Annotated in this window: 23 protein-coding genes; 16 read left to right on the plus strand and 7 right to left on the minus strand. The window is 67.6% G+C overall.

Translation table 11 applies throughout. The annotated features are described in order from the left end of the window. The 5 genes from der (at window position 1) to AC1PK7_RS10230 (ending at window position 7,001) form a co-directional block, all read left to right on the plus strand. Complete coding sequence (gene der, locus AC1PK7_RS10210; RefSeq protein ID WP_017913737.1) at window positions 1–1,398, plus strand: ribosome biogenesis GTPase Der; 1,398 nt, start codon at window positions 1–3, stop codon at window positions 1,396–1,398. Between the two features lie 7 nt (window positions 1,399–1,405). Beyond that, the gene (gene mobA / locus AC1PK7_RS10215) at window positions 1,406–2,011 is read left to right on the plus strand and encodes a molybdenum cofactor guanylyltransferase (protein WP_481100705.1); all 606 of its coding nucleotides are present in this window, start codon (window positions 1,406–1,408) and stop codon (window positions 2,009–2,011) included. Beyond that, window positions 2,008–3,225 (plus strand): molybdopterin molybdotransferase MoeA, encoded by a 1,218-nt coding sequence (locus AC1PK7_RS10220; RefSeq protein ID WP_481100706.1) that lies wholly within the window; start codon window positions 2,008–2,010, stop codon window positions 3,223–3,225. The genes mobA and AC1PK7_RS10220 overlap by 4 nt, the downstream gene beginning before the upstream one ends. 173 nt (window positions 3,226–3,398) lie before the next feature. Beyond that, on the plus strand, window positions 3,399–4,535 hold the full coding sequence (gene moeB, locus AC1PK7_RS10225) for a molybdopterin-synthase adenylyltransferase MoeB (protein ID WP_481100707.1): 1,137 nt from the start codon (window positions 3,399–3,401) through the stop codon (window positions 4,533–4,535). 615 nt (window positions 4,536–5,150) lie between these two features. Continuing rightward, window positions 5,151–7,001, plus strand: coding sequence for a monovalent cation:proton antiporter-2 (CPA2) family protein (locus AC1PK7_RS10230; protein ID WP_481100708.1), 1,851 nt, complete (start codon window positions 5,151–5,153; stop codon window positions 6,999–7,001). Window positions 7,002–7,308: 307 nt separating this feature from the next. Here AC1PK7_RS10230 and AC1PK7_RS10235 read toward each other — a convergent pair whose 3' ends face one another. Next, on the minus strand, window positions 7,309–8,082 hold the full coding sequence (locus tag AC1PK7_RS10235; protein WP_481100709.1) for an alpha/beta hydrolase: 774 nt from the start codon (window positions 8,080–8,082) through the stop codon (window positions 7,309–7,311). Between the two features lie 2 nt (window positions 8,083–8,084). Next, window positions 8,085–8,381, minus strand: coding sequence for a DUF1244 domain-containing protein (locus tag AC1PK7_RS10240; RefSeq protein WP_209245723.1), 297 nt, complete (start codon window positions 8,379–8,381; stop codon window positions 8,085–8,087). Window positions 8,382–8,432: 51 nt separating this feature from the next. Between AC1PK7_RS10240 and folD the strand changes: the two genes are divergently transcribed. The 3 genes from folD (at window position 8,433) to guaA (ending at window position 12,720) form a co-directional block, all read left to right on the plus strand. Continuing rightward, on the plus strand, window positions 8,433–9,386 hold the full coding sequence (gene folD, locus AC1PK7_RS10245; protein WP_481100710.1) for a bifunctional methylenetetrahydrofolate dehydrogenase/methenyltetrahydrofolate cyclohydrolase FolD: 954 nt from the start codon (window positions 8,433–8,435) through the stop codon (window positions 9,384–9,386). Between the two features lie 183 nt (window positions 9,387–9,569). After that, window positions 9,570–11,027: an IMP dehydrogenase gene (guaB, locus tag AC1PK7_RS10250; protein WP_010342915.1), complete on the plus strand. Its 1,458-nt coding sequence runs from the start codon at window positions 9,570–9,572 to the stop codon at window positions 11,025–11,027. A 127-nt stretch (window positions 11,028–11,154) separates the two neighbouring features. Then, window positions 11,155–12,720 (plus strand): glutamine-hydrolyzing GMP synthase, encoded by a 1,566-nt coding sequence (gene guaA, locus AC1PK7_RS10255; protein WP_481100711.1) that lies wholly within the window; start codon window positions 11,155–11,157, stop codon window positions 12,718–12,720. Between the two features lie 334 nt (window positions 12,721–13,054). On the opposite strand, the gene arsH is transcribed toward guaA, so the two are convergent. Further along, a complete protein-coding gene (gene arsH, locus AC1PK7_RS10260) occupies window positions 13,055–13,789 on the minus strand; it encodes an arsenical resistance protein ArsH (RefSeq protein ID WP_481100712.1) in 735 nt (244 codons plus the stop codon). Window positions 13,790–13,830: 41 nt separating this feature from the next. Between arsH and AC1PK7_RS10265 the strand changes: the two genes are divergently transcribed. From AC1PK7_RS10265 to AC1PK7_RS10275, 3 genes are all read left to right on the plus strand, one after another. Beyond that, window positions 13,831–14,145 carry an ArsR/SmtB family transcription factor gene (locus tag AC1PK7_RS10265; RefSeq protein WP_481100713.1) on the plus strand — a complete coding sequence of 105 codons (315 nt, stop codon included), beginning with the start codon at window positions 13,831–13,833 and terminating at the stop codon, window positions 14,143–14,145. Between the two features lie 125 nt (window positions 14,146–14,270). Next, window positions 14,271–14,702, plus strand: coding sequence for an arsenic resistance N-acetyltransferase ArsN2 (gene arsN2 / locus AC1PK7_RS10270; protein ID WP_481100714.1), 432 nt, complete (start codon window positions 14,271–14,273; stop codon window positions 14,700–14,702). Window positions 14,703–14,742: 40 nt separating this feature from the next. Continuing rightward, a complete protein-coding gene (locus AC1PK7_RS10275; RefSeq protein ID WP_481100715.1) occupies window positions 14,743–15,267 on the plus strand; it encodes an arsinothricin resistance N-acetyltransferase ArsN1 family B in 525 nt (174 codons plus the stop codon). Here AC1PK7_RS10275 and AC1PK7_RS10280 read toward each other — a convergent pair. Then, a complete protein-coding gene (locus AC1PK7_RS10280) occupies window positions 15,264–15,698 on the minus strand; it encodes a winged helix-turn-helix transcriptional regulator (protein ID WP_481100716.1) in 435 nt (144 codons plus the stop codon). The two genes, AC1PK7_RS10275 and AC1PK7_RS10280, sit on opposite strands and share 4 nt — an antisense overlap. Before the next feature lie 109 nt (window positions 15,699–15,807). Between AC1PK7_RS10280 and AC1PK7_RS10285 the strand changes: the two genes are divergently transcribed. From AC1PK7_RS10285 to AC1PK7_RS10300, 4 genes are all read left to right on the plus strand, one after another. Beyond that, window positions 15,808–16,425 (plus strand): FMN-dependent NADH-azoreductase, encoded by a 618-nt coding sequence (locus AC1PK7_RS10285; RefSeq protein ID WP_481100717.1) that lies wholly within the window; start codon window positions 15,808–15,810, stop codon window positions 16,423–16,425. A gap of 4 nt (window positions 16,426–16,429) precedes the next feature. Next, on the plus strand, window positions 16,430–17,083 hold the full coding sequence (locus AC1PK7_RS10290) for an NAD(P)-dependent oxidoreductase (RefSeq protein ID WP_481100877.1): 654 nt from the start codon (window positions 16,430–16,432) through the stop codon (window positions 17,081–17,083). 89 nt (window positions 17,084–17,172) lie between these two features. After that, on the plus strand, window positions 17,173–18,084 hold the full coding sequence (locus AC1PK7_RS10295; protein WP_420009773.1) for an oxidoreductase: 912 nt from the start codon (window positions 17,173–17,175) through the stop codon (window positions 18,082–18,084). Window positions 18,085–18,107: 23 nt separating this feature from the next. Then, window positions 18,108–18,749: a DsbA family oxidoreductase gene (locus tag AC1PK7_RS10300; protein WP_481100718.1), complete on the plus strand. Its 642-nt coding sequence runs from the start codon at window positions 18,108–18,110 to the stop codon at window positions 18,747–18,749. 17 nt (window positions 18,750–18,766) lie between these two features. On the opposite strand, the gene AC1PK7_RS10305 is transcribed toward AC1PK7_RS10300, so the two are convergent. The 3 genes from AC1PK7_RS10305 to AC1PK7_RS10315 all read right to left on the minus strand — a co-directional run bounded on the left by AC1PK7_RS10305 (window position 18,767) and on the right by AC1PK7_RS10315 (window position 20,676). Next, window positions 18,767–19,156: a nuclear transport factor 2 family protein gene (locus tag AC1PK7_RS10305; protein WP_420009775.1), complete on the minus strand. Its 390-nt coding sequence runs from the start codon at window positions 19,154–19,156 to the stop codon at window positions 18,767–18,769. 1 nt (window position 19,157) lies between these two features. Then, window positions 19,158–19,910, minus strand: a complete 753-nt coding sequence (locus AC1PK7_RS10310) for an MBL fold metallo-hydrolase (protein ID WP_420009776.1) — start codon at window positions 19,908–19,910, stop codon at window positions 19,158–19,160. A 133-nt stretch (window positions 19,911–20,043) separates the two neighbouring features. Beyond that, complete coding sequence (locus AC1PK7_RS10315; RefSeq protein WP_420009777.1) at window positions 20,044–20,676, minus strand: DsbA family protein; 633 nt, start codon at window positions 20,674–20,676, stop codon at window positions 20,044–20,046. A gap of 112 nt (window positions 20,677–20,788) precedes the next feature. On the opposite strand from AC1PK7_RS10315, the gene AC1PK7_RS10320 reads away from it, so the two are divergent. Next, the gene (locus AC1PK7_RS10320) at window positions 20,789–21,688 is read left to right on the plus strand and encodes a LysR substrate-binding domain-containing protein (protein ID WP_481100719.1); all 900 of its coding nucleotides are present in this window, start codon (window positions 20,789–20,791) and stop codon (window positions 21,686–21,688) included. The last annotated feature ends 71 nt before the right edge of the window (window positions 21,689–21,759 follow it).

Consider the following 21,759-nt stretch of genomic DNA (forward strand, 5'->3'; position numbering starts at 1 on the left):
ATGCTGCCGCTGGTCGCCCTGGTTGGACGGCCGAATGTCGGCAAGTCCACGCTGTTCAATGCGCTGACGCGCAGCCGTGACGCGCTGGTCCACGACCAGCCGGGCGTCACCCGCGATCGCCACTACGGGGTATGCCGGCTGCAGCCTGACACCCCGTTCGTGATCGTCGATACCGGCGGCATCTCCGGCGAAGAGGAAGGCCTGGCCGGTGCCACGGCCGAGCAGGCGCGTGCCGCCGCCGGCGAGGCCGATCTGATCCTGTTCGTGGTCGACGGCCGCGAGGGATCGTCCGCGCTCGACGACGAGATCCTGGCCTGGCTGCGCAAGCTGGCGCGGCCGACCCTGCTGCTGATCAACAAGATCGACGGCACCGACGAGGATCAGGTCCGCGCCGAGTTCGCGCGCTATGGTCTCGGCGACGCCATCGCGGTCTCCGCCGCGCATCGACACGGCATCGACGACCTGCTCGACGAGGTCCTGGAGCGGCTGCCGGAAGAGGGCGCCGGCGAAACCCTGGATACCGACCCGGCGCGCATGCGTATCGCCTTCGTCGGCCGCCCGAACGTCGGCAAGTCGACCCTGGTCAATCGCCTGCTGGGCGAGGAGCGCATGATCGCCTCCGAGGTGCCCGGCACCACCCGCGACTCGATCGCGGTGGACCTGGAGCGCGACGGCCGCCTGTACCGGCTGATCGACACCGCCGGCCTGCGTCGCCGCGGCCGCGTCGAGGAGGCGGTGGAGAAGTTCAGCGCGTTCAAGACCCTGCAGGCCATCGAACAGTGCCAGGTGGCGGTGCTGATGCTCGATGCCGGCGAAGGCGTGACCGACCAGGATGCGACCGTGCTCGGCGCGATCCTCGATGCCGGCCGCGCCCTGGTGGTGGCGATCAACAAGTGGGATGGGCAGAGCGACTACCAGCGCGCCCAGGCCGAAGACCTGCTGTCGCGCAAGCTCGGCTTCGTCAGCTGGGCCGAGGCGGTGCGCATCTCCGCCAAGCATGGCTCGGGCCTGCGCGAGCTGTTCCAGGCGATCCATCGCGCACACGCCTCGGCGGTGCGCGAGTTCAGCACCAGCGAAGTCAACCAGGCGCTGGAAATCGCCTACGAGAGCAATCCGCCGCCGAGCATCCGCGGCCACGTCTCCAAGCTGCGCTACGTGCATCCGGGCGGCAGCAATCCGCCGACCTTCATCGTCCACGGCACGCGCCTGAAGGTGCTGCCGGAGTCGTACAAGCGCTACCTGGAGAACTTCTTCCGCAAGCGCTTCAAGCTGGTCGGCACGCCGGTGCGCTTCATGTTCCGCGAAGGCGCCAATCCGTACGAAGGCAAGAAGAACGTGCTGACCGAGCGCCAGATCGCCAAGAAGCGGCGCCTGATGAAGCACGTCCGCGGCAAGTAGCCGCACGATGGACACGCGGCGCGCGATCACCCTCGGCATTCTCGCCGGCGGCCGCGCGCAACGCCTGGGCGGGTGTGACAAGGCCTGGCTGCAGCGCGACGGACAGGCGCAGGTGCAATGGCTGGTGCAGGCGCTGGCGCCGCAGGCGTCCGCGGTGCTGGTCAGCGCCAATCGCAGCTTGCCGCGCTATGCCGCCGTCGGCCTGCAGGCGGTTCCGGACCGTGTCGCGGCGCCAGCCGACGCCGAGCGTTCGCTGGGGCCGATCGCCGGATTGGATGCACTCGCCGCCCACTGCGCCACTCCTTGGCTGCTGACCGTGCCGGTCGACCTGTGGCGGTTGCCATCGGATCTGCCGGCGGTGCTGGCCGCGGCCGCTGTGGACCGCGATGGCGCCTGGGTCGAGGATGCCGCTGGCGCGCAGCCGCTGGTGGCGCTTTACCGGGTGGCTGCGTTGCGCCCGGCGCTGGAGGAGGCGCTGGCGGCGGGCCGTTATGCGCCGCGTGCCTTGCAGCAGCGCCTGTGGATGCTTCCGGTGGCGTTGCCGGAGATCGTGCTGGGCAATCTGAACACGCCGCAGGATCTGGCCGCAGCGGGTATCCTGCCGCCACCATGACCGACTATCCCTCCCGGATCGCCTACACCGACGCGCTGGCGATCGTCGCTGCCGCTGCGCGCGCCCGTCCCGTCAACAGCGAGCGCCTGGCGGCGTCGCGTGCCGATGGCCGCATCCTGCTCGAACCGCTTGATGCGCCGATCGACCTGCCGCCGTTCGTCAACAGCGCGATGGACGGTTTCGCGTTGCGCCACGCCGACCTGAGCCCGGGGGCGCCGACCGACTTGCGCCTGGCCGGAGAGCAGTTCGCCGGGACCGATCGGCAACAGGCGCTCGCGCCCGGCGAGTGCCTGCGCGTGACCACCGGCGCGCCGTTGCCGGCCGGTGCGGATACGGTGGTGATCAAGGAGAACGTGCACGAGCGCGATGGCCTCGTGCAGGTGCCGGACGGGCTCGCCGCTGGCGCGCACGTGCGGTCGCGTGGCGAGGACGTGCGCGCCGGCGAGCGCGTGCTCGAGGCCGGCATGCTGCTGACGCCCTCGCGGATCGGCCTGGCTGCGGCCTTGGGCGTGGACCAGCTGACGGTGGCGGCACGGCCGACCGTGGCGGTGTTCGCCACCGGCGACGAGCTGGTCGAGCCGGGCCTGCCGTTGCAGCCAGGGCAGATCTACAACAGCAACCGCGACATGCTGATGGCGCAGCTGCGCCTGCTCGGCCTGTCGCCGACCGCCTGGCCGACCCTGCCGGACGATCCGCAGCGCATCCAGGCCATGCTCGCCGACGCGGCCTCGGCGTTCGACGTGGTGCTGACCTGCGGCGGCGTTTCCGCCGGCGAGAAGGACTACCTGCCGCGTCTGTTGGTCGAGCACGGCCGCATCCTGTTCTGGAAGGTGCGCATGCGCCCGGGCATGCCGCTGCTGTTCGGCGAGTGGGATCGGGCCCTGTTCCTGGGCTTGCCTGGGAATCCGGTGTCGGTCCTGGCGACCTTCCTGGCGATCGGGCGGCCGTTGCTGGATGCGTTGCAGCGGCGCAGCGAACCGCACCGGGCCTGGCGTGCGCGACTGGCGGCTGGCTGGGACAAGCGCCACGACCGGCTGGAGTTCCTGCGCGGACGCATGCGCTGCGACGCGCACGGCCAGTTGTGGGCGGAACCGAATCCCGCCGACGGCTCGCACCGCCTGCGCGGCGCCGCCGACAGCGACGTGCTGCTGCGGCTGGAGGAGGGCGCACGCCATTTTCAGGCCGGCGACGTGGTCGAGGTGGTGCCGTACTGAGGGCACCTCCTAAGCACCTTCATCCAACACCATCAAGCCGGATACAGGATGCCTGGGGGAATGGTTTCAGCGGGACGGGGCGTTCCCGCTCAAGCGCGTCGCGGTTGAATGAGAGGTTCCTTCAGCCGCGCCGCCGACGGGACGCGGGCCCGGTTTGCGCCGATAATGCGTGCATGGGCATTCGAGAACTCACTCCTGCACAGGCGCAGGCACGGCAGGCGCAGGGCGCGCGGCTGATCGACATCCGCGAGGAGCACGAACGTGCCACCGGCATGGCCGCCGGCGCGCAGGGCGTGGCCCGCGCGCAGTTGCAGGCCGACCCGGCCACCTATCTCGGCGCCGACACCGAGGTGCTGCTGATCTGCCAGAGCGGCAAGCGCTCGCACGATACCGCCGTGTTCCTGGAGCAGGCTGGCTACTCGCAGGTCGCCTCGGTGCTGGGCGGCACCACGCGCTGGCAGCGCGAGGGCTTGCCGCTGCAGCGGCCGGCGCTGGCGCCGGAGCAGGAAGACTTTTTCGACCGCTATTCGCGGCATCTGCGCCTGCCCGAAGTCGGGGTCGAGGGCCAGCGCAGATTGCAGGCCGCGCGCGTGTTGCTGGTCGGCGCCGGCGGCCTGGGCTCGCCGGCCGGTTTCTACCTGGCGGCGGCCGGGGTGGGGCAGTTGCGCATCGCCGACGACGACGTGGTCGAGCGCAGCAACCTGCAGCGGCAGATCCTGCACGGCGAGGCGCGGATCGGCCAAGCCAAGGTGGACTCGGCTGCGGCGAGCCTTGGGGCGCTGAACCCGGGCGTGCGGGTGGAGGCGGTGCGCGAGCGGGTCACCGCGGACAACGTCGAACGGTTGCTGCAGGACGTGGATGTGGTGCTGGACGGCTCGGACAATTTTCCGGCGCGTTATCTGCTCAACGATGCCTGCGTGAAGCTGGGCAAGCCGCTGGTGTACGGCGCGGTGCAGCGCTTCGAGGGCCAGGTCAGCGTGTTCGACGCCGGCCGCCGGCGCGGGCAGGCACCGTGCTACCGCTGCCTGTTCCCGGAGCCGCCGCCGCCGGAGTTCGCACCGAACTGTGCCGATGCCGGCGTCCTCGGCGTGCTGCCCGGCATCGTCGGGCTGCTGCAGGCCAACGAGGTGCTGAAGCTGTTGCTGGAGATCGGCGAACCGCTGCGTGGCCGCCTGCTGCACTTCGACGCACTGTCGATGCGCTTCCGCGAAACCCGCCTGTCCGCCGATCCGCAGTGCCCACTGTGCGCGCCGGACCGGCCGTTCCCTGGTTATATCGACTACGCGCTGTTTTGCGGGGATGAGGGTTAGCTGCTCCTAGGTGTCGCTGTTCGCGGCGGCGGACGTACCCTCATCCGCCCCTTCGGGGCACCTTCTCCCGATGGCAGAAGGGAGGAGCGGTCTCGATGGCTGAAGCGGGCGCTGCGCACGCTCAAGCCCCTCTCCCTCCGGGAGAGGGGTTGGGGTGAGGGTAGGGCGCGCAGCGCCTGGCCATGCCAGACAGAACTAGCTGTCGTCGGACGCAGCGGCGGACGTACCCTCATCCGCCCCTTCGGGGCACCTTCTCCCGGTGGGAGAAGGGAGGCGGGGTCTCGATGGCTGAAGCAGTGTCGCGCCGCTCAAGCCCCTCTCCCTCCGGGAGAGGGGGGGTGAGGGTAGGGCGCGAAGCGCCTCGCAATGCCTGGCTGCACTAGCCGTCGTTGTTCGCAGCGGCGCCCGTACCCTCATCCGCCCCTGCGGGGCACCTTCTCCCGATGGGAGAAGGGAGGCGGGGCTGCGAGCTGATCGCACACGATCGACGCCGTCCAACATGCGATCGCGTGCATGTCGCGCGAGAGGCATCTTGCGCGCAGCACGCAGTGCACCGCGTCTCACCTCGCACCCCGCGCCATGGGGATGCTCCAGCCTTGTGCGTAGAATCGGCGCATGACCAGTCCAGCCGACAGCAGCGAATTGATCAAGGTGGTGGCGCTGCTCGGCGCCGCCGTGGTGGCGGTGCCGGTGTTCCGTCGGCTCGGCCTGGGATCGGTGCTCGGTTACCTCGCCGCCGGCCTGGCGATCGGGCCGTTCGGCCTGGGTTGGTTCTCCGATCCGCAGGCGATCCTGCACGTCGCCGAACTGGGCGTGGTCATGTTCCTGTTCGTGATCGGCCTGGAAATGCGGCCCTCGCATCTGTGGAGCCTGCGCAAGCAGATCTTCGGCCTGGGCACCGCGCAGATCATCGTCTGCGCCAGCGTGCTGACCGGCGTCGGCTTGGCCTTCGGTTTCCCGCTCCCGGTGGCCTTCATCGCCGCCTCGGGGTTCGTGCTGACCTCCACTGCGGTGGTGATGCAGTTGCTCGGCGAACGCGGCGACATCGCCCTGCCGGCCGGGCAGAAGATCGTGGCGATCCTGCTATTCGAGGACCTGTTGATCGTGCCGCTGCTGGCGGTGGTGGCATGGATGGCGCCGGTGCCCACGGATGCCTCGGCGCCGTCGCGCTGGGTCGGCATCGGTGTTGGCGCCGCCGCGATCGTCGGCCTGCTGGCGGCCGGGCGCTGGCTGCTCAATCCGCTGTTCCGGCTGCTGGCCGCGGCCAAGGCGCGCGAGGTGATGACCGCGGCCGCCCTGCTGGTGGTGCTGGGTGCGGCGTTGCTGATGCAACTGGGTGGGCTGTCGATGGCGATGGGCGCGTTCCTGGCCGGCGTGCTGCTGTCCGAATCGACCTTTCGCCATCAGATCGAGGCCGACATCGAACCGTTCCGCGGCATCCTGCTGGGGCTGTTCTTCCTCGGCGTCGGCATGGCGCTGAACCTGGCGGTGGTGGCCGCCAACTGGACCCTGATCCTCAGCGGCGTGCTCGCGTTCATGGCCGCCAAGGCCGCGTGCATCTACCTGGTCGCGCGGCTCACCGGCAGCGGCCATGCGCAGGCGCTGGATCGCGGCGTGCTGATGGCGCAGGGCGGCGAGTTCGCCTTCGTGCTGTTCGCCGCCGCTAGCGGCGCCGGTGTCATCGACGCGCAGATCAACGCCAACCTGACCGCCATCGTGGTGTTGTCGATGGCGCTGACCCCGTTGTTCGTGCTGCTGTACCGGCGCTGGGCGCCGGTGGAGGCGCCGTCGATGGAGGGCGTGGATGCGGCCGACGGCCTCACCGGCAGCGTGCTGATCATCGGCTTCGGCCGCTTCGGCCAGGTCGCCAGCCAGTCGCTGCTGGCCCGCGACGTGGACGTGACCATCATCGACAACGACATCGAGATGATCCAGAGCGCGGCCAAGTTCGGCTTCAAGATCTACTACGGCGACGGCACCCGTCTGGACGTGTTGCACGCCTCCGGCGCGCACAGCGCCCGCGCCATCGCGGTGTGCGTCGACAACCGCGAGGCGGCCAACCGCATCGTCGAACTGGCCAGGCACGAGTTCCCCCAGGCCAAGCTGCTGGTGCGCTCCTACGACCGCGAGCACGCGCTGGAGCTGATCGCCGCCGGCGTCGACTACCACATTCGCGAGACCTTCGAATCGGCGGTGGAATTCGGCCAGGCCGCGCTGATCGAGCTGGGCATGGACGAGAGCGAGGCGCGTTCCATCGCCCGCGAGATCCGCCGCCGCGATGCCGAGCGGCTGGAACTGGAGATCGCCGCTGGCGACGTGCGTGCTGGCAGGGGCCTGATGTACGGCAACATCACCCCAGTGGTGCCCACGCCGACCCCGTTCACGCCGCCGCGGCGCGAAAGCCGCACGCTGAATCCGGAAGGCGTGCCGGTGACGAAGCCAGCGCAGGAGCGTGACGGCACATAGCCGCAATGGTTGGCGGGGAGTTGTAGGAGCGGCTTCAGCCGCGACAGTGCCTTCCTGGGAATGCCCGGTCGCGGCTGAAGCCGCTCCTACGACAGGGGCCCAGCCTCAGCGAAGAACGCCTGCAACGCCTGCACGTAGCCCAGGATCGTCGCTGATCTCGTTTGATCGAGCCAGCGCAGCAACGTGACGGAACGTAACCACAATCGAATCGTTGGCGGGGAGTTGTAGGAGCGGCTTTAGCCGCGACAGTACCTTCCTGGGAACGCCCGGTCGCGGCTAAAGCCGCTCCTACAACAGGCGCCCAGTCTCAGCGCAAGAACGCCTGCAGCGCCCGCACGTAGCCAGGATCGTCGCTGATGTCGTTATGGTCGGCCTGCGCGAAGGCGACCACGGTCGGGCGCTGTGGCAGAGCCGTGAGCAGGGCGTCTGTACTGGCCGGCGGCACCACCTGATCGCGGCCGGCGCGCAGGATCAGCAGCGGGCCGCGATAGGCGCGCAAGGCGCGCGCCGAGTCGTAGCGATCGCGCAGCAACCAGCGCACCGGCGCCCACGGGTAGTGCGCCTGCGCCGCCGAGACCAGGCTGTCGAACGGCGTCACCAGCACCAGCCGCGCCACCGCGCGGCGCGCCGCCAGTTGGCTGGCCACGCCGCTGCCCAGGCTGCGTCCCATCACCGCGATCTGTGCCTGCGGCTGTGCGGCGTGCACATGGTCGTACAGCGCCACGGCATCGCCGATCAACGCCGCTTCGGTAGGCTTGCCGTCGCTGGCGCCGTAGCCACGGTAGGCGAGCAGGTAGAGGCTATGGTCGGGCAGGGCGGCCTGCAGCTGCGCGCGGGCGTAGCGCAGATCCTCGGCATTGCCGCCGAAGTACAGCAGCACCTTGTCGCGGTCGGGATTGACCTGCCAGCCGCGCAGCTCCACGTCCGCGTCGCGCCGAAGCGCGAAGTCGGTCTGCGCCGGTGCCACCCGCGTGCCCTGCGGGAAGTACAGCAGGTCGCGCTGGCCCAGGTAGAGCAGGGCACAGACCACCACATAGGCCGCGGCGAGGATGACCGCCGCGATCGCGGTGTAGCGCAGCATCGCTAGCCGTGCTTGCGCTGCGCCTCGGCGAAGGCGGCCAGTTGCGCCGGGGTGGCCTCGGCCTGGTGCTGCGCCTTCCAGTCGGCGAACGGCATGCCGTAGACGCGCTCGCGCGCCTGCTCCTTGCTGAGATCCTCGCCTTCGGCGGCCGCGGCTTCGCGGTACCAGTCGGCCAGGCAGTTGCGGCAGAACCCGGCCAGGATCATCAGGTCGATGTTCTGTACGTCCGGGCGGTCCTGGTTGAGGTGCTGCAGCAGCCGGCGGAAGGCGGCGGCCTCGATGCGGGTGGTGTCGGTCATGGCGGAATCGGGGACAATGGACATCCCCCGACTCTACACCCGCCCGCCCCGATGACCGATTCCGCGCCCGTCTCCTCCGTTCCGGCCCGCATCCTCGACGGGCGGCGCATCGCCGAAGACTTGCTCGACGAGCTGAAGGCGCGGGTCGACGCGCGGCTGGCGGCCGGGCAGCCGCGGCCCGGATTGGCGGTGGTGCTGGTGGGCGGCGACCCGGCCTCGGCGGTGTACGTGCGCAACAAGCGCCGCGCGGCCGAGAAGGTCGGCATCGAGGCGTTCGATTACGACCTGCCGGCCGGTACCAGCGAGGCCGAGCTGCTGGCGCTGATCGACCGGCTCAATGCCGACCCCAAGATCCACGGCATCCTGGTGCAGCTGCCGCTGCCGGGCATCCCCGATGCCAGCCGGCTGATCCATCGCATCGATCCGCGCAAGGACGTGGACGGCTTCCATCCGGAGAACGTCGGCCACCTGGCGCTGCGCGAATTCGGCCTGCGGCCGTGCACCCCGCGTGGCATCGTCACCCTGCTGGCGCACACCGACCAGCCAGTGCGCGGGCGCAACGCCACCATCGTCGGCGTCAGCAACCACGTCGGCCGGCCGATGGCGATGGAACTGCTGATCGCCGGCTGCACGGTCAGCTGCTGCCACAAGTTCACCCCGCCGGAGGTGCTGCAGGCGCGGGTGCGCGACGCCGACATCCTGGTGGTGGCGGTGGGCCGGCCGGGGCTGATCCCGGGCGAGTGGGTCAAGCCGGGCGCGGTGGTGATCGACGTCGGCATCAACCGCCTGGACGATGGCCGCCTGGTCGGCGACGTCGGCTTCGACGCGGCGGCGCAGCGCGCCAGCTGGATTACGCCGGTACCGGGCGGCGTCGGGCCGATGACCGTGGCCACGCTGATGCAGAACACGATCGAGGCCGCTGAGGCGGCCGGGATTGGGGATTCGGGATTGGGGATTGGGGATTCGTTGAAGGCTGCGCGGGATTCGGGATTCGGGATTCGTTAAAGGCAACAGTAAAAGCGCATGCACGGCGCATCCGGGATCGGTAGGCCTTCGAATCGGCCATTTGACAGCCAAGTAAACGGTCGACTGCGCAGGGCGCCGCCTTGACGAATCCCCAATCCCGAATCCCCAATCCCCGCCCCAAATGCGTTAAAATGCCGCGCTTCCCCACACTCGGGTCCGCCGATGCTGCGCATCCAGGCTGAAGCTCTCACCTACGACGACGTCTCGCTCGTCCCCGCCCATTCGATCGTCCTGCCCAAGGACGTCAGCCTGGAAACCCGGCTGACCCGCGACCTGCGCCTGAAACTGCCGATCCTCTCGGCCGCGATGGACACGGTCACCGAGCACCGCCTGGCGGTGGCCATGGCCCAGCTCGGCGGCATCGGCATCATCCACAAGAACCTGACCCCGGCGCAGCAGGCCGCCGAAGTGGCCAAGGTCAAGAAGTTCGAGGCCGGTGTCATCACCGAGCCGTTCACGGTCGGTCCGGAGACCACCATCGGCGAGGTGCTCAAACTCACCCGCGCCCGCAACATCTCCGGCGTACCGGTGGTGGACGGCAGCGAGCTGGTCGGCATCGTCACCAGCCGCGACATGCGCTTCGAGAAGAAGCTCGACGACCCGGTCCGCCACATCATGACCAAGAAGGATCGCCTGGTCACCGTGCGCGAGGGCGCCAGCGACGAGGAAGTGCTGCAGCTGCTGCACCGCCACCGCATCGAGAAGATCCTGGTGGTCAACGACGGCTTCGAGCTGCGCGGCCTGATCACGGTCAAGGACATCCAGAAGAAGACCGACAACCCCAACGCCGCCAAGGACGCCGCGACGCGGCTGCTGGTCGGCGCCGCGGTGGGTGTCGGCGGCGATACCGAGCAGCGCATCGAGCTGCTGGCCGCGGCCGGCGTGGACGTGGTCATCGTCGACACCGCGCACGGCCATTCGCAGGGCGTCATCGACCGCGTGGCCTGGGTCAAGAAGACCTACCCGCAGTTGCAGGTGATCGGCGGCAACATCGTCACCGGCGACGCCGCGCTGGCGCTGATGGACGCCGGCGCCGACGCGGTCAAGGTCGGCGTGGGCCCCGGCTCGATCTGCACCACGCGTGTGGTCGCCGGTGTCGGCGTGCCGCAGATCACCGCGATCGACATGGTCGCCGAGGCGCTGCAGGACCGCATTCCGCTGATCGCCGACGGCGGCATCCGCTACTCCGGCGACATCGGCAAGGCGCTGGTCGCCGGCGCCTCCACGGTGATGGTCGGCGGCCTGTTCGCAGGCACCGAGGAAGCCCCGGGCGAGGTCGAACTGTTCCAGGGCCGCAGCTACAAGAGCTACCGCGGCATGGGCAGCCTGGGCGCGATGGAGAAGGGCAGCAAGGATCGGTACTTCCAGGATGCCTCCGACGCCGACAAGCTGGTGCCGGAAGGCATCGAAGGCCGCGTGCCGTACCGCGGCCCGCTCAGTGGCATCATCCACCAGTTGATCGGCGGCCTGCGCGCGACCATGGGCTACGTGGGCTGCGCCACCATCGAAGAGATGCGCACCAAGCCCAAGTTCGTCACCATCACCGGTGCCGGCCAGCGCGAAAGCCACGTCCACGACGTGCAGATCACCAAGGAACCGCCGAACTATCGCATGGGCTGATGCCCATGCGCGGGATTGGGGAGTCGGGATTGGGGATTCGTCGCCCGCCGCGTCTCCACCGGCCGTGCGCAGCGCGGCCACCCGCTCTTGCGAATCCCGACTCCCGAATCCCCACTCCCGGCCCCAGATGACCAACATCCACAGCGACAAGATCCTCATCCTCGATTTCGGTGCGCAGTACACGCAGTTGATCGCGCGGCGCATCCGCGAACTGGGCGTGTACTGCGAGATCTGGGCGTGGGACCACGATCCGACCGAGATCGCCGGCTTCGGCGCCAAGGGCATCATCCTCTCCGGCGGCCCGGAATCGACCACGCTGCCGGGCGCGCCGGCCGCGCCGCAGGAAGTGTTCGACAGCGGCCTGCCGATCTTCGGCATCTGCTACGGCATGCAGACCCTGGCCGCGCAGCTCGGCGGCGCCACCGAAGCGGCGGACCAGCGCGAGTTCGGTCATGCCGAAGTCGAGGTGGTCGCGGCCGATGCGTTGTTCTCCGGACTGACCGATCACGCAGGCGCGTCGCGTTTGAACGTGTGGATGAGCCACGGCGACCACGTGTCGCAGGTGCCGCCGGGCTTCACCATCACCGCCGTCACCGACCGCATCCCGGTCGCGGCCATGGCCAATGAGGCCAAGCGCTGGTACGGCGTGCAGTTCCATCCGGAAGTCACCCACACCCTGCAGGGCCAGACCCTGCTGCGCCGCTTCGTGGTCGACGTGTGCGGCTGCGCCACGCTGTGGACCGCGGCCAACATCATCGACGACCAGATCGCCCGCGTGCGCGCCCAGGTTGGCGATGACGAAGTGATCCTCGGCCTGTCCGGCGGCGTGGATTCGTCGGTGGTCGCCGCGCTGCTGCACAAGGCGATCGGCGACAAGCTGACCTGCGTGTTCGTCGATACCGGCCTGCTGCGCTGGCAGGAAGGCGACCAGGTGATGGCGATGTTTGCCGAGCACATGGGCGTCAAGGTGATCCGGGTCAACGCGGCCGACCGCTACTTCCAGGCGCTGGCCGGCGTCAGCGATCCGGAAGCCAAGCGCAAGATCATCGGCAACCTGTTCGTGGAGATCTTCGACGAAGAGTCGAACAAGCTCAGCAACGCCAAGTGGCTGGCGCAGGGCACCATCTACCCGGACGTGATCGAGTCGGCCGGCAGCAAGACCGGCAAGGCCCATGTCATCAAGAGCCACCACAACGTCGGCGGCCTGCCTGAGCACATGAAGCTGGGCCTGGTCGAACCGCTGCGCGAACTGTTCAAGGACGAAGTGCGGCGCCTGGGCGTCGAACTCGGCCTGCCGCGCAGCATGGTCTACCGCCATCCGTTCCCCGGCCCCGGCCTGGGCGTGCGCATTCTCGGCGAAGTGAAGCGCGAGTACGCCGAACTGCTGGCCAAGGCCGACGCGATCTTCATCGACGAACTGCGCAAGGCCGATCTGTACGACAAGACCAGCCAGGCCTTCGCCGTGTTCCTGCCGGTGAAGTCGGTCGGCGTGGTCGGCGACGCCCGCGCCTACGAATGGGTGATCGCGCTGCGCGCGGTGGAGACCATCGACTTCATGACCGCGCACTGGGCGCACCTGCCGTACGACTTCCTCGGCACGGTGAGCAATCGCATCATCAACGAATTGCGCGGCGTGTCGCGGGTGGTCTATGACATCAGCGGCAAGCCGCCGGCGACGATCGAGTGGGAGTGAGGTGACCTGCTGCGTGGGCGGCGCTGGCTGGTCGGCGCGACCCGGAAGCAGGCTTTGCATTGCGGTAGTGTTCCGGCTCGCCTTCCAGCATCGCGTCCAGCAGGTTGCTGTCCGTCAGCTCGGTATTGCGTCGCTCCAGCGCTTGATACGGCGTGCCTTTCTTCGAAGAGCCTCTCGCACCGTCAGCCCGGATGCGGCGATCAGCTCCACAAGTCGCTGCCGGCTTGGAGAGGTCTTGAGGTATGCGACGACCTAAGGGTGTGCTCCCGCGTCGCGGATCAGGGTGAGGCGTTGCGCGAGATTCCGCATTCTGGGTTGTGGCAGATCACGGCCTTCATGGCGCGGTCTTTGCCGCCTGGGCGGCTTCGACCGCGCCTGCGGCCGCCGCCAGTGCAGCGGCGGCCAGTGTGTCCTTGCGCTCGCTGTAGCGGTCGACCAGGTAGTCGCTGCGGCCGCGCACCAGATAGGTGAACTTCACCAGTTCCTCCATGACGTCCACCACCCGGTCGTAGTACGCCGATGGTTTCATGCGGCCATTGGCGTCGAACTCCTGCCAGGCCTTCGGCACCGACGACTGATTCGGGATGGTCACCATCCGCATCCAGCGCCCAAGCATGCGCAGCGCGTTGACCACGTTGAAGGATTGCGATCCGCCGCAGACCTGCATCACCGCGAGCGTGCGTCCCTGCGTCGGGCGGACGCTGTCTTCCTGCAGAGGCAGCCAGTCGATCTGGTTCTTGAAGACCGACGACACCGCGCCATGACGTTCGGGGCTCACCCAAACCTGGCCTTCCGACCACAGCGACGCGGCGCGCAGTTCCTGCACCTTCGGATGGTCCGGGCCGACGGCATCGACCATGGGTAGGTCGTGGGGATCGAAGACGCGGGTCTCGGCGCCGAAGTAGTCGAGCAGCCGTTGCGCTTCCAGTGCCAGCTTTCGGCTGTAGGACTCCGGGCGCAGCGATCCATACAGGATCAGGATGCGTGGCTTGTGCTCGGCATCGCCGGCGGCCAGGCGCACGCGATCCGCTGCGGGCGCAAGCGTTGCATCCAGATTGGGAAGGTCCATGATCGATTGCCTGGGTTCATTAATTCAATTATTCTAAAATAATGGAACATTTGACCGCAACCAAGGCCTTGTCGGCATTGGGCCACGAGACCCGTCTGGCCATCTTCCGGCTGCTCGTCCAGGCCGGACCGGCGGGCAAGCTGGCGGGCGAGATCGCCAGCGCGCTGACATTGCCGGCGCCGACCCTGTCCTTCCACCTGAAGGAGCTGGCTGCTGTCGGAATGATCCGCGCCGAGCAAAGGGGCAGGACGGTCTGCTATCGCGCCGAGTTCGACACGATGACGCGTCTGCTCGATTACCTGACCGAGAACTGCTGCGGCGGCGACGTGCGTTGCGGAGAGGGGCGGACTTGCTGACGCTTGGCATTCGATGCTGAATGGCTGCGACATGAGCGTGGGCGCGGCTCATGTCGCGCCGACGGCGCATCGCCAGGCTGCCGCCAACCGTCGTTTCGTGCTTCTGCACATATCGAGGTGATGTCATGGACGTGGTGATCAGCCTGGCGCAGTTCGATCCGCAGACGGAAGAACTGCTGCAGTCCTCGGGGTTGCCGACCTCCGACCTGATCGCCGGTCACGCGTCGCGACAGTTCCTCGCCGCGCGTCGGGGTGGGTTGGTCGGCACGGTGGCTGTCGAATTCCATGGCGAACATGGCGTGCTGCGGTCGTTGTGCGTCGCGGAGGGGCATCGCGGTGATGGCCTCGGGCGTCGGCTGGTTCGGGAGGCGGAGCGCCTTGCTGTGCAGCGTGAGGTGCTTGCCTTGTATCTGCTGACCACGACGGCGCAGGATGTGTTCGCCGCCATGGGCTACGCACAGTGCGACCGGCGGCAGGTGCCGCCGCTGGTCGGGGCGTCGAGTCAGTTCGAACGCCTCTGTCCGTCCAGCGCCGTCTGCATGTCGAAGCGCCTGTGATCCAGGCCCTGCCTCTCATCAACAAAGGAAGCCGGTGACCGTGACAGCGACCGTCGTTTCGGCCAGTCCCGTGCATGCCCAGCGCATCGCTGACATCTACAACCACTACATCGCCAACACGTGCGTCACGTTCGAACTGGATCCCGTGACGTCGGCCGACATGGCCAGGCGCATGGAAGATGTCCAGGGCGTCGGCCTTCCTTGGCTGGTGGCGCTGGTGGGCGACGAGGTCGTTGGATACGCTTACGCCACCCAGTGGAGAGCGAGGAAGGCGTACCAGCGTTCGGTGGAATCCACGATCTACCTGGATGATGGGCATCGTGGGCGAGGGCTGGGCGCTGTCCTGTATGGCGCGCTGCTGGAAACACTGCGACGGCTGGAGTTGCACGCAGTCATCGGCGGTGTCGCTCAACCGAACGATGCAAGTGCCCGGCTGCACCAGGCGCTAGGGTTCAAGAAGGTGGCGCACTTCGAGCAGGTCGGTTACAAGCTCGGCCGTTGGGTGGATGTCGTGTACTGGCAGTTGCTTCTTCCAGCCGCGCGCCACGAAACGGGGTCTGACTAGCGACGCTGGTAGACGACGCCCTGAACCAAGACCTGATCTTGCTCCGGCGCATCGTCGAAACGTCGATGCGCTTCGGCGATGGCGCGTTGGTTCTCGTTCGCCCAATCGACCAGTGCCATGACCGGCTTCAATAGCGTGCGCCCAAGGTCGGTCAGCGCGTAATCGACGCGCGGAGGAATCGTCGGATACAGCGTGCGCGTGACCAGTCCGTCGCGTTCCAGTCCGCGCAGGGTCAGCGTCAGCATGCGCTGGGAAATGCCGTCGATGCCACGCTTCAATGCGTTGAAGCGCTGCGGGCCGTTCGCCAGCATCGCGATGATGTAGAGACTCCACTTGTCGCCGATGCGATCGAGGATTTGGCGCGTCGCCAGACAGCCACCCGAATCAGGTGCAGGGACTTCGACAGTTGGGTCGATGTGACCAGGTGACATCGGTGTGCCTTCTTGTTGGGCGCCGGCAGGGACCATACCATCCTCTGTATGGATTAGTAAGTGAATTCTTACTTGTTACCTGGTTCTCATTTTATACCTTGGAGCTATCATGCGCCGTATCCTCCTTGTCACGTCCAGTCCGCGCCGCGCGGACAGTCTCTCCACGCGCTTCGCGACCGACATCGCCGAGGGTCTCCAGGCCCGCTCGGGCGGTCAGCTGACCGTGCGCGACCTCGCCGCGCATCCGCCGCCGCACATCACGGCGGCCTATATTCATGGCCGGATCGCGTCGGCCGAACACCGCACGCCGGAACAGGTCGAGGCGGTGGACCTCGCCCAGGAGCTGGTCGACGAACTGAAGCTCGCCGACGTGATCGTGCTCGGTTCGGGAATGATGAACTTCGGTCCGTCCTCGCAACTCAAGGCGTGGTTCGATCACGTCACCTGGCCCGGCGTCACGTTCCGCTATGGCGAGCGCGGGCCGGAGGGGCTGCTGACCGGCAAGAAGGTCTATCTCGTCGCTGCCACGGGCGGCGTGTTCTCGGAGGGCGCCTGGGCGCCGTTCGACTTTCAGACCAGCTACTTGCTCCATCTGCTGCGTTTCATCGGCCTCACCGATGTCGACGTGGTGCGCATCGAAGGCACGGTGCTCGGCCCCGATGCGGTGAACGCCGCCGTCGCCGATGCCACAACGGCCGTCGCCGCCTTGTTGGCGAAGGCTGCGTGAGCGCATGACCGGGAAAAAGACCATCGCCTTGTTCGGTGCGACCGGACCGACCGGGCGGCACCTGATCGAGGAAGCCTTGAAGCGTGGCTATCACCTGTCGGTCTACACGCGCGACGCCGGGAAGCTCGCCGCGTTCGCGGGAAAGGTCGACATCGTTGTCGGCGACCTGCAGGACCGCGTCGCCATCGCGCAGTGCGTCCGAGGGGCGGATGCGGTCATCAGCGCCCTGGGCCCCAACGGTCTCAAGGTGCAGGGCGACAAGCCGGTCATGCACGGCCTGGCCAACATCATCGCCGCGATGAAGCAGGCCGGCGTGCGCCGCCTCATCCAGATTTCCACTGCCGCCTATCGCGATCCCAAGGACGGGTTCGCGTTCGGCCCCCACGCGTTCGCGCTGCTGTTCAAGCTGATCGCGCGCAAGGGCTACCAGGACATCCAGGCGACCGGCGCCTTGGTCGCCGGTTCGGACCTGGACTGGACGCTGGTGCGCATTCCCAACCTCAAGGATGGCCCGGCCGACGGCAGCGTGGAGGTGGGTTGGTATGGACGGACCGGGCTCGGCACCAAGCTTTCCAGAGGCAATCTCGCCAAGTTCCTGGTCGATCAGGTGACAGACACGCAATTCGTGCGCGCCGCGCCGGGCATCGCCAACCAGTGACGCGGGAATGCCTTCGCGGCAACACACATGAGCATGGCCTGCGCAGTTCTTTTCATGATGACCAGTAAAGCCATTGCGGAGTCTTTGCCGTGAGCGGATTCACCAGCGCCGATGTGCCCGATCAATCGGGAAAAACCTTTATCGTGACCGGTGCCAACACCGGCATCGGTTTTGAAGTAGCAAGCGCATTGGCGGCGCGGCGAGCCAGGGTGCTTTTCGCTTGCCGTGACGAGCAGAAAGCACAGGCTGCCGTCGGTCGGATTCATGCGAAGATTCCCGATGCGAATCTCGCATTCCTGCCGCTGGACCTCGCGGACCTGGCGAGTGTTCGCAGCGCCGCAAAACTGGCCGAAAAAGAGTCGCGCATCGATGCGCTCGTCAATAACGCCGGTGTGCAGGGGCCGAAGCTGAGGCGCACGGCGCAGGGCTTCGAGCGGACATTCGGCGTCAATCATCTCGGTTGCTTTGCGCTCACCGCGCTCATGTTGCCCAAGCTCGCGGAAACTTCCGGGTCGCGCATCGTCGTCACCAGCAGCGGTCTGCACAAGGATGCGAAGATCGAGTGGGACGATCTCAGCGCGGAGAAGAGCTACAAGTGGATGCCGCGCTATGCGGCGAGCAAGCTGGCGAATCTGCTTTTTGTCTTTGAATTGGATCGGCGACTGCGAGCGGCGGGCATGCCGGTGACGGCAGTGGCCTGCCATCCGGGTCTTGCCGGAACCGATCTTGCGCGCGACAGCGGGTGGGGCAACATCGCCATGTCCTTGATCGGCCTGTTCTTCAATACGCCGGCAAAGGGCGCGTGGGGCGCATTGCACGCGGCGACAGGTGAGATCGAGCCCGGCGGCTATTACGGGCCGACGCAACTGTCCGAGCTACGAGGTCCCTCCGGCGAGTGCACACCGTCTCCGAAAGCGCGGAACCCGGAACTGGCGAGACGACTGTGGGAGGTGTCGGTGCAACTGACCGGCATCGATCCAGGGCTCCCTTCGAATTCATAGCGCGAAGACAGGATCGCGAGAACATGGCGATGCAGATCGACCTCTATACCGAAATCACATGCCCGTGGTGCTTCGTCGGACATCATCGTCTCGACAAGGTGCTGGCGGAGCGTTTCCCCGACCTGGTCGTGGATATCCGGCAGCATCCGGTGCTGCTGCTGCCGGATGCGCCCGCAGGTGGCCTCTACATTCCCGATTTGCTGCGTTCGCGCTACGGCATCACCGATCCGAAGGCCGCCTTCGCGCGCCCCGAGGCGGAAGCGCGCGCGTCGGGCTTCGAGCTGAATCTGGGTCGCCAGCGCTGGACCTATCCGACCCAGGCGGCGCATGCCCTGATCCTCGCCGCCGCTGGGCACGGCACCCAGCATCGGCTCGCCGTCGCCATCACCGATGCCTACTTCATCGCGGCGAAGAACATCACCGATGCGGATGTGCTGGCCGACATCGCAGCCGAGCACGGGTTCGATCGCGATCGTGCGCGTGCCATCGCCCTTGATCCTGCGCAGCACCGCCGCGTCGAGGAGGAAGCGGCCAGATCGGCGCAGGCCGGTGTCCGTTCGGTTCCCCATTTCGTCTTCGGGGGACGCGTTGCCATCAAAGGGGGGCAAAGCGAGGACGAGATCGCTGCGGCAATCCGCGCGGCGTCTGCTGCGACCCCTGCTTGACGCGATTGCTTGCTCGTTCAGTCGATCGCGTGCCGCACCATCGCGCTGTCGACGTACTGCTGCATGCGCACGATCCGGTCGTCGCGCAGTTCGTAGAGATGTGCGAAGTGCGCACGCATGGATTTTCCGGTTGCCTTGTAGGTGCCGGAATAGACGCCGAAGGCCGCCACCCGCTCGCCATCGGCCAGATAGGTATGGACGCTGGCCGTGTAATCAGCCCATTCCCTCGCGAGGCGGTGGAAGACGCCTCGCATCAGCGCCTCGACGCCGACATAGGTGCCGGCGTAGGGGAAGCCTTCGGCCTCCGTCCATTCGACGTCGGGCGACAGCACCGCCAACAGGTGTTCGGCGTTCTCCTCGGAGGACCCTGCGTAAGTCTTCCGGATCAGTTCGCGGTTGTCGATCATCTCAGCCCCACGGCATTTCGCCGGTGGCGACCTTGGCGCCGATCTCGAGGGCCACGCCCATGCCGAGGTTCGGGAAGCGCGCTTCCATCGCCGCCTTGAGCGAGACCGCATCCTTGGCGGTCGCGAGTTCCTCCTCGAAGGCGAGCAGATAGGCCTTGGTGTGGGCGATGGCCGACAGGTCGGGCGCCGCGTCGGGCGTCAGATGGCCAGGCACGACGACCGCCGGCGCGCGCGCGGCGATCGCGTCGAGATTGGCGATCCAGGCAGCACGCTGCTCCTTTGTCTGCGTATCGGCGGTCCAGACATGCACGCCGGAGAAGATCATGACGCCGCCGAACACGGCGTGCAGCGACGGCACCCAGAGATAGCGGCGATTGGCCAGGCCCTGGGCGGCGACGATCTCGACCGTCTCGCCATCGACCGACAGCGAGGCGCCGTCGAAGATCTCGGGCAGGACGATATCGTCCAGTGTCTGCGGACCGTTTTCCTTGAGCTGCGGCCCCCACACGGCGAGCTTCTTCTCGACATTGGCCTGGATGGCGGCGCGCGTGGCGGAGGCGGCGATGACCCTGGCCTGCGGAAAGGCCTCGTGCAGCGGCTTGAGGCTGAAGTAGTAATCCGGATCCGACTGGCTGACATAGATCGTCGTCAGCGTCTTGCCGGTGGCCTTGATCGCCTCGGCCACCGCCTTGCCGTCGGGATAGGTGAAGCCGCCGTCGATCAGCAGCGCTTCGCTCGGGCCGGTCAGCAGCACCGGCGCACGGAAGAAGCCGTTCTGGCCGGCGGGAAAATGGGTCCATGTCAATGCGGACGTCTGGCGGTCGTTGCTCATCGCAGATCTCCTTGTCTTCGGGCGCGTAGGCAGTGGGAAAGAAGGGTCGGGAAGCTCAGGCTGCGCGCAACTGCGCGACCAGGGCGTTGCGGTCGCCGAACAGCAGATCGCTCGGCAGCAGCCGGCTGCCGTGCGCGTCGTCGACGACGAGCGTGGGGACGCCATGCGCATCGAAGCGCGCCATTTCGCCGCGCGCGGCATCGATGCGCGCGCGATAGGCGCCGAGCACGTCGGCATCGGGTGAGACGACGCGCTGGGCGGCATCGGCAAACCCTGCGCCGGACAGCACCGCTGCCACGACCGCGCGATCGGAGGTGTTGCGGCCGTCGACATAACGGGCACGTTGCAGGGTCTTCAGCGCGTCGCGTTCGCGCTCCGGCGCGGTCATGCCAACGGCGATCACGCCGAGCGTCGCGGGGGCCGAATCGAACAGGGTACCGGTCGCGCCGAGCACCTGGCTGCGGTAGGCCTCGGAAAACGCCTGCCCGGTGAGGCGGGCGATGCGCTGGTCGTTCTGCCAAGCGTAGGCGGCGAAGGACGCGTCCATCGGCCGCGCGTTCTCGCCGGCGAACAAGCCGGTGGGGGCGAGCCGCACGGTCACGCCAAGGACCTGCGCAAGCTGGTCCAGCGCGGGGATGGCGCCGTAGCACCACCCGCAGAGAGGATCGAAGAGGTAGGTGATGTGCATGGTGGGATCCGCTTGAGGAGGTGCGGCCACCTTAGCGACCGCGGATTGGCGGATAAATCGCTTTGAATGCTACATTCTGTAAGTAATTGGCTGACAATTCGGAGAGGTCGGCGTGGAAGCCGTCAATCTCAACAGGCTTGCCTACTTCGCGGCCGTGGTGGACACGGGTTCGTTCACGCGCGCGGCGGAACGGCTGGGCATCACCAAGACCGTGGTCAGCCAGCAGGTGGCCAAGCTCGAAGCAGAGTTGAAGACGGCGCTGCTGATGCGTACCACCCGTCGGGTCGAACCGACCGAGGCCGGGCGGTTGCTGCATGCGCGCAGCGTGAGTGTGCTGCGTCAGGTCGAGGATGCCATCGGCGAGGTGACGCGCTCCAATGTCGAGCCGAGCGGCGTGCTGCGGGTGGCCGCACCGAACGACTACGGCACCTCCAGGATCGCACCGCTGGCCGCCGCTTTCACGCGGCGTCATCCGGCGTGCCAGGTCGAGCTGATCCTGGCCGATACGCGCATCGATCCGGTCGCCAGCCAGGTCGATCTGTCCATCCGGGTGGGCTGGCTCGACGATTCCAGCCTGCATGCGCGGCGCATCGGCGACTTCCGGCAGTGCCTGGTCGCCACGCCGGAACTGGCCAGCGCCTTGGCGGTCGCGAACCCCGACGATCTCGCGCAGGTTCCGTTCGTCGCCAACAGCGCGCTCCGCGAGCCGTTGATCTGGCACTTCGTCAAGGATGATTTCGAGCGACGCACGGTGCGCATGCGTCAGGCCCTGTCGACCAACGCGACGCCGGCGGTGCGGGCGGCGACGCTGGCCGGTGGCGGGGTGTCGGTCCTGCCGGATTTCCTGGTGGCGGATGCCTTGGCAGCGGGAACGCTGGTCGCCGTTCTGCCGGACTGGTCGTTGCCGGCCGGCGGCATTCACGTGGTCTACCCGACGGCGCGCTTTCGCCCATCAAAGGTCACCGCCTTTGTCGAGATGCTGGTTGCTGGCGCCGGCACGCGTGTGGCCTGACGCTGTCGCTCCGCGATCCCGCAAGTGTCCGCGCGTTGCGGAGGAAACCGACGCCCGCCCTCCCGCCTGCG

Source organism: Xanthomonas sp. NCPPB 3174, assembly GCF_056725205.1.